A 13,226-nucleotide genomic window follows, 5' to 3' on the forward strand; every position below is an offset into this window, starting at 1 on the left:
TGATCAAGGAGTGAACAAGTGTCTGACATTCATATGGACCCGAAAGTGGTCAATGCATTGCGCGACGTGATGGAGGGAGGTTTTGTGGACTTGCTGGATACCTTCCTATCTGACTCCGAAGAGCGCATTGGCCAATTGCACAACACTCGCGAAGCCGGCGATCTGACACTGGTAGCCCACAGCTTTAAAGGCAGCAGCAGCAACATGGGTGCCATTCGTTTGGCGCACTTGTGCGGCCTGCTTGAAGAGCGTGCGCAAAAGAGGCAACTGGCTGGTATCCAGGAGCTGGTGATCAAGATCGATGACGAATACCAGATGGTACGGCGACTTTATCGCGCCGAGCGCCATCGCTCCGGGCCGTCGCATTTCGCGGTCAGCTGATTCTTCAAAAGCTGGCCCGAACCTTGCTCTGACTCTCTGACCTGTACCCATGCCAGCCGTACAGCGGAGACCCGTTAATGCCCGTTGCCGCCCAACCTCTTCTTCAGACACCTGCCGCCGCTGCCCCCAAAGCAGTGGCGGGCAACCCTGCGCAACCTGCCAGGCCCGAGGCTCAGCCCTTTGCCAAGGTGTATGCCAAGGCGTCTGACCCGGCGCCCTCGGTTGCCGATAGCGGCAACACCTTGCCTGGCGGCAAGCCCAAGGATGCAGCCATCACCGATCAGGATGACAGTGCTGGCCAGTCGGGCGATGACATGGCAGTGGTCGATCCGCTTGCCCCGCAGCCTGTGACGGCAGCTTCCGTGCCGGTTGTTGAGGCCGCACCTGAGGTGCCGGTTACTGCACAGATACAAGCCGCACAACAACAGGTTATTCAAGCACAGCCCCAGTTGCAGCCGGCTGCCGACGACACCTTCGACCCCGAGGCAGATCCTCTCGACGCGATGCCTGCTGTGCGCCTGGCGATGGAGCAGGGTGGGCATGTGTCGGCCAGCAGCCAGAGCCCGGTCAAAAACCAGCCGAGTGAAAGCACGCCTGCCGTGGCTCAGGGGCAAGCCAGCGGCATCGCTATGCTGGTCGATGGGGAGGCCGACGAGCCGGCCACCGGCGAGGGCGGTGAGAAGGCCTTTAAAGGGTTGCTCGAAGACGGCCTCAAGGATCTGAAAAGCACGTCCAGCGATACGCGGGTCGATGACTTCGCCAACCGCCTGGCGGCACTCACCCAGGCTGCAGTGCCCAAAACCGTGAATGCGCTGCCGGTCAATCAGCCCTTGGCCATGCACCAGGGTGGCTGGTCTGAAGAAGTGGTCAATCGTGTGATGTACTTGTCCAGTGCCAACCTCAAATCCGCCGATATCCAGCTGGAACCGGCGGAACTGGGGCGCCTGGATATCCGGGTCAACATTGCCGCCGATCAGTCGGCGCAGGTCAATTTTGTCAGTGGTCATGCGGGAGTGCGCGAAGCGCTGGACAGCCAGATGCACCGTTTGCGCGACATGCTGGCGCAGCAGGGCATGGGGCAGGTGGACGTTAACGTGTCCGACCAGCCGCGCAACTGGCAGGGGCAGCAGGGTCAGGAGCAACAGGACCGCAGTGGGAGCGATGGCCAGCGGCTGGGCAGCGTCATTGATGACGAGCCAGCGCAGGTCGCGGCGGTAACGCCAAGCGTAGTTCTGGGCTCCAGTGCAGTGGATTACTACGCCTGAGTACAAATCCTGTGGGAGCGGGCTTGCTCGCGATGGCATCGGCGCGGTGTAACGGTAGCGCCCCATAGCCTGTATCGCGAGCAAGCCCGCTCCCACAAAGTCACCCACCGTCCTGCTTCTGGCATAACACTTGCTGTGCCTACCCCAGCATCTGTGAAAACCAAATAGTGACGGATTATTGGCATGGCGACGAGCGACGCGGTAAGTGAACCGGCCGGCAAAGGCAAACTCAAGCTGATTATCCTGATCGTCGTGGCTGTGCTGCTGGCGATTGGTCTTTCCGTAGGTGCCACCTGGTATTTCATGCACAGCCCCAAGAGCGAGCCTGTGCCGCAAGTGGATAGCACCGTCAAATTACCCGCGCTCTATGAGCCCATGGCCCCGGCCTTTGTCGTCAACTACACCGCCAATGGCCGTCAGCGTTACATGCAAGTGAGCGTGACCTTGCAGGCTCGCGATGCTGGCGATCTGAAAGCCCTCATGGTGCACATGCCGGTCATTCGCAACAATCTGGTGATGCTGTTTTCCGGGCAGGCCTTTGACGATCTCGCAACGCCAGTGGGTCAAGAAATACTGCGCCAGAAAACGACAGCCAGCGTGCAGGAAGTCGCACAGAAAGAACTCGGAAAAGTGGTTATCGATCAGGTGCTCTTTACTAACTTTGTATTGCAGTAGGATCACGACATGGCCGTGCAAGACCTGCTGTCCCAGGATGAGATCGACGCGCTGTTGCATGGCGTGGATGACGGTCTGGTACAGGCCGAAACAGCTGCCGAGCCCGGCAGTGTCAAAAGCTACGACCTGACCAGTCAGGACCGTATTGTCCGGGGCCGCATGCCGACCCTGGAAATGATCAACGAGCGTTTCGCCCGCTATACCCGCATCAGTATGTTCAACCTGCTGCGCCGCTCGGCGGACGTGGCGGTGGGCGGGGTGCAGGTCATGAAGTTCGGCGAGTACGTGCATTCGCTGTATGTGCCTACCAGCCTCAACCTGGTCAAAATCAAGCCGTTGCGTGGCACGGCACTGTTTATCCTCGACGCCAAGCTGGTGTTCAAGTTGGTAGACAACTTCTTTGGCGGCGACGGCCGTCACGCCAAGATTGAAGGTCGTGAATTCACCCCCACCGAATTGCGGGTGGTGCGCATGGTGCTGGAGCAAGCCTTCATCGATTTGAAGGAAGCCTGGCAGGCGATCATGGAAGTCAATTTCGAGTACATCAACTCGGAAGTTAACCCCGCCATGGCCAATATCGTCGGCCCCAGCGAAGCCATTGTGGTTTCTACGTTCCACATCGAACTCGATGGGGGCGGCGGCGACCTGCACGTGACCATGCCGTACTCGATGATCGAGCCAGTACGGGAAATGCTCGACGCCGGTTTCCAGTCCGACCTCGACGATCAGGACGAGCGCTGGAGCAAGGCCCTGCGCGAAGACGTACTCGATGTCAGCGTGCCGCTCAGTGCCACGGTGGCCCGTCGTCAATTGCGACTGCGGGACATTTTGCACATGCAGCCCGGGGACGTGATCCCGATCGAGCTGGAAGATGAACTGGTAATGCGCGCCAATGGCGTGCCTTCGTTCAAGGTCAAACTGGGCTCGCACAAAGGCAATCTTGCCTTGCAAGTGGTTGAGCCTATCGGTCGACGCTAGGCGTCAGGCCACACGAATTTGCTGTGCTAATGATTGAAATGCTCGCCGAGGACACCCCATGGCTAACGAACACGATACAACTGCTGCAGATCAGGCGCTGGCTGATGAATGGGCAGCGGCGCTGGAAGAAACCGGCGATGTTGGCCAGGCAGATATCGACGCTTTGCTGGCGGCTGATGCGGTCACCAAACCGGCACCCAACCGTCTGCCAATGGAAGAGTTCGGCAGTATGCCGCGCAACAACCAGCCAGTGACGCTGGATGGCCCTAACCTGGACGTGATTCTGGATATTCCGGTATCGATTTCCATGGAAGTGGGCAGCACCGACATCAATATCCGCAACCTGCTGCAACTCAACCAGGGCTCGGTGATTGAACTGGATCGCCTGGCGGGCGAACCGCTGGACGTGCTGGTGAACGGCACCCTGATTGCTCACGGTGAAGTGGTGGTGGTCAACGAAAAGTTCGGCATCCGCCTGACGGACGTGATCAGCCCAAGCGAACGCATCAAGAAGCTGCGTTAAGTGAAGCGGGTTCTCGGCGGTTTACTCGCGTTCCCCGTAAGCGTGCTGGCGGCTGAACCGCTGGCTGGCGCCACGGCAGCGGCCGCGCCGGTTGTGGGCAGCAGCATCGGCGGGCAATTGACACAGTTGGTACTGGGTTTGCTGTTGGTGCTGGGTCTGATTTTTGCCCTGGCCTGGTTGCTGCGCCGTGTCCAGCAAACGGGGCCGCGCCAGGGGCAAGTGATCGAGCTGATCAGCTCCCGGGCCCTGGGGGCGCGGGATCGGCTGGTGCTGGTGCAGGTCGGCAATGAACAGATCTTGCTTGGCCTGACGCCTGGCCGTATTACCCCGTTGCATGTGCTCAAGGAGCCCGTGCAAGTGCCGGCTACTTCAGCGCAGGCAACCCCCGAATTTGCCAAGCGGCTGATGGAAATAATGGGCCAGCAAAAGGACAAGCCGTAATGCGTTTAGTTGTCGCGCTGTTGTTGGCGCTTGTCGCGCCGTTGGCGTTAGGGGCTGATCCACTGTCGATTCCGGCCATCACCCTGGGCACCGGGGCCAACGGCCAGCAGGAATATTCGGTCAGCCTGCAAATTTTGCTGATCATGACCGCGCTAAGTTTTATTCCGGCGTTCGTCATGCTGATGACCAGTTTTACGCGGATCATCATTGTGTTCTCGATCCTGCGTCAGGCCCTGGGTTTGCAGCAGACCCCGTCCAACCAGATCCTGACGGGCATGGCGTTGTTTCTGACGATGTTCATCATGGCCCCGGTGTTCGATCGGGTGAACAACGACGCCCTGCAGCCCTATCTTGCTGAAAAGCTCTCGGCCCAGGATGCGATTCTCAAGGCTGAAGTGCCGATCAAGGATTTTATGCTGGCCCAGACACGCACCAGCGACCTTGAACTGTTTATGCGCCTGTCCAAGCGCACCGACATCGCCACACCGGATGCTGCACCCCTGACCATTCTGGTCCCTGCATTTGTCACGTCAGAACTGAAAACTGCGTTCCAGATCGGTTTCATGATTTTTATCCCGTTTTTGATCATCGACCTGGTAGTGGCCAGTGTGCTGATGGCCATGGGCATGATGATGCTCTCGCCGCTGATCATTTCGTTGCCATTCAAAATCATGCTGTTTGTGCTGGTGGATGGCTGGGCGCTGATTATCGGCACGCTGGCCAGCAGTTTCGGCGGAGTGTGAGTCATGACCCCAGAAGTTGCGGTTGACCTGTTTCGCAGTGCGTTGTGGCTGACCACACTGATGGTCGCCGTACTGGTAATCCCCAGTTTGCTGGTCGGGTTGCTGGTGGCGATGTTCCAGGCCGCGACCCAGATTAACGAGCAAACCCTGAGTTTCCTCCCGCGATTGCTGGTGATGCTGATCACCCTGATCGTGGCAGGGCCCTGGCTGGTGCAGACCTTTATGGAATACATCCTGCAGTTGTACGGCAGCATTCCGCAGTTGATCGGCTAAATGTCTCTGCTCGCTCTGACAGACGCGCAGATCAGTACCTGGGTCGCCAGCTTTATGCTGCCGCTATTTCGGGTGGGTGCACTGCTGACTACCATGCCGATCATCGGCACGACCCTGGTGCCGAAGCGCATCAAGCTGTTTCTGTCATTGGCGATCACCCTGGCGATCATGCCCAGCCTGCCGCCGCTGCCCACTGTCAACCCGCTTGATCTGAGCGGCCTGATGCTGATTGCCGAACAGATCATCATTGGCGCGCTACTGGGGTTTTCGTTGCAGCTGTTTTTCCAGGCGTTCGTGGTGGCCGGGCAAATTGTCGCGATTCAGATGGGCATGGGCTTTGCGTCCATGGTCGATCCGGCCAACGGCGTGAACGTGGCGGTTATCGGGCAGTTCTTCACCATGCTTGTGACCCTGTTGTTTCTGTCCATGAACGGCCATCTGGTGGTGTTTGAGGTGCTCACCGAGAGCTTCACCACATTGCCGGTAGGCGGTGGGTTGCTGACCAATCACTACTGGGAAATCGCCAACAAACTGGGCTGGGTCCTGGGAGCTGCGCTGCTGCTGGTGCTGCCAGCCATCACGGCGTTGCTGGTGGTCAACATCGCGTTTGGCGTCATGACCCGGGCTGCACCACAACTGAATATTTTTGCCATCGGCTTTCCGCTGACCCTGGTGCTGGGCATGGTGATTCTGTGGATCAGCATGGCGGACATTCTCAACCAGTATCAACCGCTGGCCTCCGAGGCCCTGCAGTTTTTACGTGAACTGGCACAGGCGAAGTAGACCGCTATGGCAGAGAGTGAAAGTGGTGCCGATAAAACAGAAGACCCCACGGAGAAACGGAAAAAGGACTCCAGGGAAAAGGGCGAGATCGCACGCTCAAAAGAGCTGAATACCTTGGCCATCATGTTGGCCGGGTCTGCGGGCTTGCTGATTTTTGGCGGTGCGCTGGCGCAGGACATGATGGAGCTGATGCGCTACAACTTCAGCCTGAGCCGCGAGGTGCTGCTCAATCCTGACTCCATGGGCCTGTTTTTACTGCATTCGGGCAAAATCGCACTGCTCGCCCTGCAACCGGTATTGGTCACCTTGCTGATCGCCGCTCTGGTCGGCCCGATTTCCCTTGGCGGCTGGCTGTTCGCCGCTGGCAGCCTGGCCCCTAAATTCAGCCGTATGAACCCCGCTGCGGGGATCAAGCGCATGTTCTCGGCCAAGGCACTGGTCGAGCTGCTCAAGGCCCTGGCCAAGTTCTTCATCATCCTGATTGTGGCCTTGCTGGTGTTGCAGTCTGACATCGACGACCTGCTGCGCATCGCCCATGAGCCGCTGGAGCTGGCGGTGATTCACAGCCTGCAAGTGGTGGCCTGGAGCGCTTTGTGGATGGCCTGCGGGTTGATCTTGATCGCTGCGGTGGACGTGCCGGTGCAGCTGTGGGAAAGCCATCAGAAACTGCTGATGACCAAGCAGGAAGTGCGCGACGAGCACAAGGACCAGGAGGGGCGCCCTGAGGTCAAACAGCGGATTCGCCAGTTGCAGCGCGACATGTCCCAGCGGCGGATGATGGCCGCGATCCCGGATGCTGATGTCATCATCACCAACCCGACGCATTACGCCGTGGCCCTCAAGTACGATGCGGAGAAGGGCGGGGCGCCGATGTTGCTGGCCAAGGGCAGTGATTTTCTGGCGCTGAAGATTCGCGAGATTGGTGAAAAGCACAACATCCTGCTGCTTGAATCCCCTGCGCTGGCGCGTTCGATCTACCACTCCACAGAGCTGGAACAAGAGATCCCTGCCGGGCTGTATCTGGCCGTGGCCCAGGTGCTTGCTTACGTGTATCAGATCCGTCAGCACCAGGCGGGCAAGGGCAAGCGCCCGGATCCGCTCAAGGACCTGCCGATTCCGCCGGATTTAAGGCGTGATGAGTGATGTGGATAAGGTTGGGGTGATAGGTCTTTAGATTCTTACTGGAAGTGGGTGTTAAGATAATAGTGTGTTGTTGTTTTAAAGATAGACATGAAGTGTATATTCAAGTCTGTGTTGAGGCGGGTGTTGTTAACTATAATCAGTTGCTTGCGATATGTTTTTAAGTGAGTGGCCCGTAGGGGGTTGTCGGGGCGGTTTTTTTATCGAGACCAGCAACTTCCTACTGTGAATCTAGAGTGCTCCTTCAATTTTTCAATAAAATCCATTCGGATTAATAGGCAATTTCCTGCATATTCTTGAGTGTTAAATTGTTAGTTTTCCAATGCTCTTTTTGGAGCGTTTGCCAAACTTAATATGCTCTGGACTCTTAATAGACATGAAGGCCCCTACAGGTTTCATGTTGAGTCAAATACTTATGTGCAGGGGATCTTTAATGAATGCTGTAATTAAAAAGGCCATGGCTTCCATGGCGTTGCTGGCTGCTTCTTTATCGGTTGTTCATGCGGCGGGAGCCGGGTCAGGAACAATCACGTTTGAGGGCGAGATTCTGGAAGCTGCCTGCTCCATCAAGCCGGGCAATAGCGACCAGACCGTTCCACTGGGTGAAGTTGCCAAGTCTCAACTGGAAACGGGCGGTGCAAGTACTCCTAAAGTCTTTGAAATTGAATTGACCGGATGCTCTCCCTCGAGTCTTGCCGATAAAACGGTATCGACCACCTTTACAGGTGCCGAATCCGTCGATGTGCCCGGTGCGCTGGGCATTACCGGGACGGCAAGTGGGGCGGGCGTCATGATGATCGATGGCTCCGGCACGGCTGTAACGTTGGGGACACCAACCAAGACGCAACTTATTCAAGCCGGTGATAACACCCTGAGTTTTAGTGCCTTTCTCAGAGGTAAGGGCACGGGAACCATCACCCCGGGCGCGTTCGCTGCAGTGACCAATTTCTCCTTGACTTACAAGTAAGTTATTTGCCCCGTTGCAGTCGGTTCAGTGGCGGGGCAAGTTTCAGCGGGGTCGGGTGTGAGAGTGCTCACGATGTTAGTCATGACTGGTTTTATCGGTATGTTAACAAGTTCGTTGATGTCTATTGCTGCAGCGCGTGAAAATCAAGGTAATGGCCGTATCAACATGGCCGGAGAAATACTGGATTCTGCTTGTGCACTGGATGCGAGCAGCGCTTATCAAGTCATTGATATGACTCCTTTGTCAGTGGGCGGCCTTATTCGCCATAACGCGGGTGAGCCCAGTGTGTTTTCATTGCGCCTGGTCAAATGTTCATTAACGCGTCCCGATCCTGATCGTCCTGGTGCCTACTTGCCCGATTGGCAGCATGTAAGAGTGACCTTTGACGGGTTGACTGACATTAGCGGGCGTCACTTTGCAGCATTAGGTACTTCAAGTGGTATGGCCCTGCGCATAACCGATGTGCAAGGGCAGGAAAGTATACCGGGCGTCCCGATGTCACTCATCGCCCTGACCGAAAATCACCAAGAATTACGTTACTCCCTGCAATTGGTTGGCAATGGCCGCCCCATGGTTGTTGGATCTCACCGCACCGCGTTGCGATTCAGACTGGAGTATTTTTGAATGCATGGGTTGCTTGCATTACGAGATTTTTCAACTGCGAAGACAATTCTGCATACCAGTGTATTAAGTAGTTTGATGTCGATTGCCTGTGAAGTGTCGGCCGCAGAAGACATCCAATTCAATACCGATATTCTCGACCTGAACGATCGCACCAATATTGACTTGTCTCAGTTCTCGCGCAGCGGCTTTATCTTGCCGGGTACTTATCCAATGCAAGTACAGGTGAACACGCTGGTGCTGCCTGAACAGCGCATCACTTTTTATCCTCCGGACGATGATCCCAAAGGCAGCCAGGCCTGCTTGTCATCCAATCTGGCAAGCCAGTTGGGCTTAAAGGAAAACAAGTTGACGGAACTCTCCTGGTGGAAGGAGGGAACGTGCCTGGATATTCGCAGCCTTGCGGGGATGGAAGTGAGCGGCGATCTGGGTACATCTACGCTCTATATTTCTGTGCCCCAGGCCTATCTGGAGTACAACGCTCAGAACTGGGACCCGCCTTCACGTTGGGATGAAGGCGTACCTGGCCTGCTGGTTGATTACAACCTTACGGCACAGTCCATCAATCAAAGAAACACTGCCAGCCGAACCGACCTGACCGGCAATGGTACTTTCGGTGCCAACGCAGGCCCTTGGCGGCTGAGGGCTGATTGGCAGGGTCGTATTGAAGATGAGGCCGTCAATAGCAGGAAGAACCTTGAGTGGAGTCGCTTTTACGCCTATCGCGCTGTTCCCTCACTCGGGGCACGTCTGTCGCTGGGGCAAAACTACCTGTATTCGGACCTGTTCGACAGCTTCCGTTTCACCGGCGCCGCACTCAACTCGGATGACAGTCAGCTACCTCCCAACTTGCGAGGCTATGCCCCAGAAGTCGTCGGGGTAGCTAAAACCAATGCCAAGGTCATCATCAGCCAGCAAGGCCGTGTGCTGTATGAGGCATTGGTCGCGGCCGGCCCCTACCGCATCCAGGATCTGAACGATGCCGTCACCGGCACTCTGGATGTCCGCGTGGAAGAGCAGGACGGCAGTGTCAATACGTTCAAGGTCGAGTCGTCCAGTATTCCCTATCTGACACGCCCCGGCACTGTGCGCTACAAGCTGGCCACCGGTCGGCCGTCCTATCTGCATGATGGAGGGCAGGGCAGTGTCTTTGGTGCGGGGGAGTTTTCCTGGGGTGTGAGCAATGGTTGGTCAGTATATGGAGGGGGTATCAGTGACAGCTACTACAAGGCTTTTTCCCTCGGTGTAGGCCGCGATCTGCTGGCGTTTGGTGCCCTTTCATTCGATGCTTCGCGAGCCAGCGCCACCCTGCAGGACGATACGTTGTCCGGCGCCTCCTACCGCCTGAGTTATTCGAAAAAATTTGAAGAATACGACAGCCAGGTCACCTTCGCGGGATACCGGTTTTCCGAGAAAAACTACCTGAGCATGAGCGAATACCTGGATGCGCGACGCTACGGCGAGCGTGTGGGCGGCAGCAAATCGCTCTACACCGCAACGTTCAACAAGCATTTTCGAGAGGCTGGCCTCTCCGCTTATGTGACCTACACCGACCAGTCCTACTGGGATCGCCCGCGCAGCAACCGCTGGAACGTGTCGTTGGCGCGCTATTTCAATGCGGGGTCGGTCAAGAACATCAATCTCTCATTGAACCTGTTTCGAAATCAGGAACACAACCAGCGTACTCGTACGCAAAATAATAATTCCGGGATGTATCTGTCACTCACTCTTCCCCTTGGCAGATCCGGCACTTTAACCACCAGTGCCAACAATTCGCAGAATAAAAGTACGTATTCGGCACGCTTCAGCGATCAGGTGGATGAACGCAACCACTATCAGTTGGCAGTCAGTAACACCTCCATTGGCGGTTATCTAAGTCATACCGCTGATCAGGCTGATCAGGCTGATCTGACCTTTAGCGCCAGTCGACAAGAAAACAACCACACCAGCCTTGGCATGTCTGCGCGAGGCGGCGCCACACTCACACCGTACGGGGGTGCGGGGCATCGAAGCGCAGGAGCGGGCGGCACTCGACTGATGGTCGACACCAGCGGTGTTCCGGGAGTGCCCGTTCGCGGTTATGGCAACCCAACGCGCAGCAATGCCTTCGGCAAAGCAGTGATCCCTGACGTCAACAGCTACTTGCGTACAGCAGCCAGTATTGACCTTGAAAGTCTGCCGGCCAATGTCGAGGCGGCTCAGTCCGTGACTCAATTGACCCTGACGGACGGGGCCATTGGCTATCGCACGCTGGATGTGATTGCCGGCTACAAGGCCATGGTTGTGCTGCGCCTGTCCGATGGCCGCGTGCCGCCGTTTGGTGGCACGGTGAAGAATGAAAAACAGCAGGAGACCGGCATCATCAATGACGGTGGCAGTGTCTATCTAAGCGGCATCCGGCCTGGGGGAATGATGGTTGTCTCTTGGGGGGGGGCAGAGCGTTGCACGCTGGTAATGCCTGCCAATTTACCGGACGACGGTTTGGCCACCACCCTGGATCTGCCCTGCCAGATGCTGATACCTGACAACGCTGCACCTGCATCGGGGATCCGGCTTACCAACACAGAGATCACACCTTCATGATCAAGATATTCAGCTTTGCACTCTCGGTTCCTGCCCTTGTGGCCATGTGCCTGATCAACAACGCCAATGCAGCCATTGGTCTTGATCGCACCCGGGTTGTGTTTGATGGCAACAAAGAAGCCGTCAGCATGAGCATCACCAATAACAACACACAGTTGCCTTATTTGGCCCAAGGCTGGATAGAAGATGAACAGGGCAACAAGATCACCTCGCCGCTGATCGTGCTTCCACCCGTCCAGCGTCTGGAGCCGGGTAAAAACAGTCAGGTAAAAGTCCAGTCGTTACCTGCAGTCCAGTCGCTCCCTCAGGACAGGGAGTCGGTGTATTACTTCAACCTGCGCGAAATTCCTCCGCGCAGTGAAAAGACCAACAGCCTGCAGATTGCCCTGCAAACCCGAATCAAGTTGTTTTACCGTCCTGCCGCGTTAGTTCAGAGCCGACAAGAGCGGTCTGCACCTTGGCAGGAGGAACTGACCCTCACCCTTGTGGGGGATCAGTATCAAGTCAACAACCCCACTCCGTACTACGTCACCCTGATTGATGCCCGTCGCAGTAAGGAGGCAGAAACCGTGACGGGTTTCGAGCCCCTTATGCTGTCACCAAAAGAATCGCTAAAGCTGGGCGGGAGTGTGGCTGCGCTTGGTACTAAACCGCGACTGACCTATGTAAATGATTACGGCGGTCGCCCACCTCTGGTTTTCAGTTGCGAAGGCAATACCTGCAAGGTGGACGTGGCGGCGTCCTCAGTCAATGAGTAGTGCGCGAGGTGTGTGTACGGTCACGACCCTGTCATGCTGGCTACTGGCGTCGAGTATCCACCAGGCCCGGGCCGAGGCGGTCGACGGCATGAGTGGAGTGCTGGATGTTATTGGCGAATTGCACAACACCCCCTGTGCCGTGGACATGCCTTCGGCCTATCAAGAGGTAAACCTGGGGACTGTATCTCGCAGCCAGCTGCTGCGCCCTGGCGATCAGGGAACGCCTGTGGCTTTCCAGTTGCGCTTTGTCGACTGCCAGCGCGCTTCGGGCAGTATTCAGAGTGAGCGCACTGGCAATCTGGTGTGGAGTGCCTATCAGCCGGTGGTATCGGTTGCCTTTGTGGCGCCAGCCGATGCGGATGACTCAAGGCTGGTCAAGGTGAGGGGGGTAACCGGGATGGGGCTACTCCTGACCGATGCCCTTGGCCGGAACGTAGCTTTGGGCAGTCGCGGCGAGCCTTTGTTTATGCAGCATGGCAACGACACACAGACCTGGCACGTGCAGCCTGTGCGCACTTCGGCTGCGCTGGGCAATGGCGCCTTTCGGGCGGCCGTTGATTTCAGGCTTGTCTATGAATGAAAGCGCAACGATGAGTCAGTTAAAGCATTGGCGGGCACTCATTGCGGTGGGCGGCCTGTTGTCGATGTGCTGTCAGGTTGCATGGGGGGACGTCAGTGTGAGCATCAAGGGGGTCGTCCTTATGCCTCCACCCTGCAAGGTCAACGCAGGGGGCACGTTGAATGTACCTTTTGGAGCCGGCCTTCTGACCACCAGGATCAACGGCGTTAATTACAGCCAAACAGTGGCTTATACCGTCACATGCGGACCGCAGCCAACCAACTTTATGACCCTGGAATTAAAGGGAACTGGCGCCGGGTTTAACAGTGCGTTCCTGGGTACCAGTAAAAGTGATCTCGGCATCAGTTTTACTGTTGGGGGTGTTACCTGGCCCCTCAATAAAACCGTGAACTTCACCTATCCCGCCCTGCCGGTTGTGAAGGCTTATCTCGTCAAAAAAACCGGTAGCACGCTCACGGGCGGGTCATTTTCTGCAGCGGCTACCTTAGTGGTTGCACTGCGATAAGAGAGACATA

The 13,226-nt window shown here is 56.8% G+C and carries 16 protein-coding genes; all 16 read left to right on the forward strand.

The window, feature by feature from the left end; all coding sequences use genetic code 11:
- Nucleotides 1–18 precede the first annotated feature (18 nt).
- The 16 genes from TU76_RS09655 to TU76_RS09730 all read left to right on the forward strand — a co-directional run bounded on the left by TU76_RS09655 (nucleotide 19) and on the right by TU76_RS09730 (nucleotide 13,216).
- Complete coding sequence (locus TU76_RS09655) at nucleotides 19–381, forward strand: Hpt domain-containing protein (protein ID WP_019828819.1); 363 nt, start codon at nucleotides 19–21, stop codon at nucleotides 379–381.
- A gap of 77 nt (nucleotides 382–458) precedes the next feature.
- Nucleotides 459–1,646: a flagellar hook-length control protein FliK gene (locus TU76_RS09660; protein WP_048351555.1), complete on the forward strand. Its 1,188-nt coding sequence runs from the start codon at nucleotides 459–461 to the stop codon at nucleotides 1,644–1,646.
- Nucleotides 1,647–1,829: 183 nt separating this feature from the next.
- Nucleotides 1,830–2,321, forward strand: coding sequence for a flagellar basal body-associated protein FliL (gene fliL / locus TU76_RS09665; protein WP_019828821.1), 492 nt, complete (start codon nucleotides 1,830–1,832; stop codon nucleotides 2,319–2,321).
- Nucleotides 2,322–2,330: 9 nt separating this feature from the next.
- Nucleotides 2,331–3,299, forward strand: a complete 969-nt coding sequence (fliM, locus tag TU76_RS09670; protein WP_019828822.1) for a flagellar motor switch protein FliM — start codon at nucleotides 2,331–2,333, stop codon at nucleotides 3,297–3,299.
- A gap of 58 nt (nucleotides 3,300–3,357) precedes the next feature.
- On the forward strand, nucleotides 3,358–3,822 hold the full coding sequence (fliN, locus tag TU76_RS09675; RefSeq protein ID WP_019828823.1) for a flagellar motor switch protein FliN: 465 nt from the start codon (nucleotides 3,358–3,360) through the stop codon (nucleotides 3,820–3,822).
- Entirely contained in the window at nucleotides 3,823–4,263 is a 441-nt protein-coding gene (gene fliO, locus TU76_RS09680) for a flagellar biosynthetic protein FliO (RefSeq protein WP_046810411.1), read from the forward strand.
- Nucleotides 4,263–5,006, forward strand: coding sequence for a flagellar type III secretion system pore protein FliP (fliP, locus tag TU76_RS09685; RefSeq protein ID WP_019828825.1), 744 nt, complete (start codon nucleotides 4,263–4,265; stop codon nucleotides 5,004–5,006). Before fliO ends, fliP begins: the two co-directional genes overlap by 1 nt.
- 3 nt (nucleotides 5,007–5,009) lie before the next feature.
- Complete coding sequence (gene fliQ, locus TU76_RS09690) at nucleotides 5,010–5,279, forward strand: flagellar biosynthesis protein FliQ (RefSeq protein ID WP_019828826.1); 270 nt, start codon at nucleotides 5,010–5,012, stop codon at nucleotides 5,277–5,279.
- Entirely contained in the window at nucleotides 5,280–6,062 is a 783-nt protein-coding gene (gene fliR, locus TU76_RS09695; protein ID WP_019828827.1) for a flagellar biosynthetic protein FliR, read from the forward strand.
- Between the two features lie 6 nt (nucleotides 6,063–6,068).
- Nucleotides 6,069–7,205: a flagellar biosynthesis protein FlhB gene (gene flhB, locus TU76_RS09700; protein WP_019828828.1), complete on the forward strand. Its 1,137-nt coding sequence runs from the start codon at nucleotides 6,069–6,071 to the stop codon at nucleotides 7,203–7,205.
- 430 nt (nucleotides 7,206–7,635) lie between these two features.
- Entirely contained in the window at nucleotides 7,636–8,169 is a 534-nt protein-coding gene (locus TU76_RS09705; protein ID WP_048351667.1) for a fimbrial protein, read from the forward strand.
- A gap of 81 nt (nucleotides 8,170–8,250) precedes the next feature.
- The gene (locus tag TU76_RS09710) at nucleotides 8,251–8,793 is read left to right on the forward strand and encodes a fimbrial protein (protein ID WP_048351556.1); all 543 of its coding nucleotides are present in this window, start codon (nucleotides 8,251–8,253) and stop codon (nucleotides 8,791–8,793) included.
- Nucleotides 8,794–11,373 carry a fimbria/pilus outer membrane usher protein gene (locus TU76_RS09715; RefSeq protein WP_151121054.1) on the forward strand — a complete coding sequence of 860 codons (2,580 nt, stop codon included), beginning with the start codon at nucleotides 8,794–8,796 and terminating at the stop codon, nucleotides 11,371–11,373. It begins immediately after the preceding gene.
- Nucleotides 11,370–12,131: a fimbria/pilus periplasmic chaperone gene (locus TU76_RS09720; protein ID WP_048351557.1), complete on the forward strand. Its 762-nt coding sequence runs from the start codon at nucleotides 11,370–11,372 to the stop codon at nucleotides 12,129–12,131. Before TU76_RS09715 ends, TU76_RS09720 begins: the two co-directional genes overlap by 4 nt.
- Complete coding sequence (locus TU76_RS09725; RefSeq protein WP_037032763.1) at nucleotides 12,124–12,711, forward strand: fimbrial protein; 588 nt, start codon at nucleotides 12,124–12,126, stop codon at nucleotides 12,709–12,711. The genes TU76_RS09720 and TU76_RS09725 overlap by 8 nt, the downstream gene beginning before the upstream one ends.
- Complete coding sequence (locus TU76_RS09730; RefSeq protein ID WP_231984112.1) at nucleotides 12,704–13,216, forward strand: fimbrial protein; 513 nt, start codon at nucleotides 12,704–12,706, stop codon at nucleotides 13,214–13,216. Before TU76_RS09725 ends, TU76_RS09730 begins: the two co-directional genes overlap by 8 nt.
- Nucleotides 13,217–13,226 lie beyond the last annotated feature (10 nt).

Source organism: Pseudomonas psychrophila, from assembly GCF_001043005.1.
Classification (GTDB): Bacteria; Pseudomonadota; Gammaproteobacteria; order Pseudomonadales; family Pseudomonadaceae; genus Aquipseudomonas; species Aquipseudomonas psychrophila.

What these genes read in the sequence shown, in the direction of transcription:
- TU76_RS09660 (WP_048351555.1), top strand. Translation starts at nt 459, where the DNA reads ATGCCCGTTGCCGCCCAACCTCTTCTTCAGACACCTGCCGCCGCTGCC.
- fliL (WP_019828821.1), top strand. Translation starts at nt 1,830, where the DNA reads ATGGCGACGAGCGACGCGGTAAGTGAACCGGCCGGCAAAGGCAAACTC.
- fliM (WP_019828822.1), top strand. Translation starts at nt 2,331, where the DNA reads ATGGCCGTGCAAGACCTGCTGTCCCAGGATGAGATCGACGCGCTGTTG.
- fliN (WP_019828823.1), top strand. Translation starts at nt 3,358, where the DNA reads ATGGCTAACGAACACGATACAACTGCTGCAGATCAGGCGCTGGCTGAT.
- fliP (WP_019828825.1), top strand. Translation starts at nt 4,263, where the DNA reads ATGCGTTTAGTTGTCGCGCTGTTGTTGGCGCTTGTCGCGCCGTTGGCG.
- fliQ (WP_019828826.1), top strand. Translation starts at nt 5,010, where the DNA reads ATGACCCCAGAAGTTGCGGTTGACCTGTTTCGCAGTGCGTTGTGGCTG.
- fliR (WP_019828827.1), top strand. Translation starts at nt 5,280, where the DNA reads ATGTCTCTGCTCGCTCTGACAGACGCGCAGATCAGTACCTGGGTCGCC.
- flhB (WP_019828828.1), top strand. Translation starts at nt 6,069, where the DNA reads ATGGCAGAGAGTGAAAGTGGTGCCGATAAAACAGAAGACCCCACGGAG.
- TU76_RS09705 (WP_048351667.1), top strand. Translation starts at nt 7,636, where the DNA reads ATGAATGCTGTAATTAAAAAGGCCATGGCTTCCATGGCGTTGCTGGCT.
- TU76_RS09710 (WP_048351556.1), top strand. Translation starts at nt 8,251, where the DNA reads ATGACTGGTTTTATCGGTATGTTAACAAGTTCGTTGATGTCTATTGCT.
- TU76_RS09715 (WP_151121054.1), top strand. Translation starts at nt 8,794, where the DNA reads ATGCATGGGTTGCTTGCATTACGAGATTTTTCAACTGCGAAGACAATT.
- TU76_RS09720 (WP_048351557.1), top strand. Translation starts at nt 11,370, where the DNA reads ATGATCAAGATATTCAGCTTTGCACTCTCGGTTCCTGCCCTTGTGGCC.
- TU76_RS09725 (WP_037032763.1), top strand. Translation starts at nt 12,124, where the DNA reads ATGAGTAGTGCGCGAGGTGTGTGTACGGTCACGACCCTGTCATGCTGG.
- TU76_RS09730 (WP_231984112.1), top strand. Translation starts at nt 12,704, where the DNA reads ATGAATGAAAGCGCAACGATGAGTCAGTTAAAGCATTGGCGGGCACTC.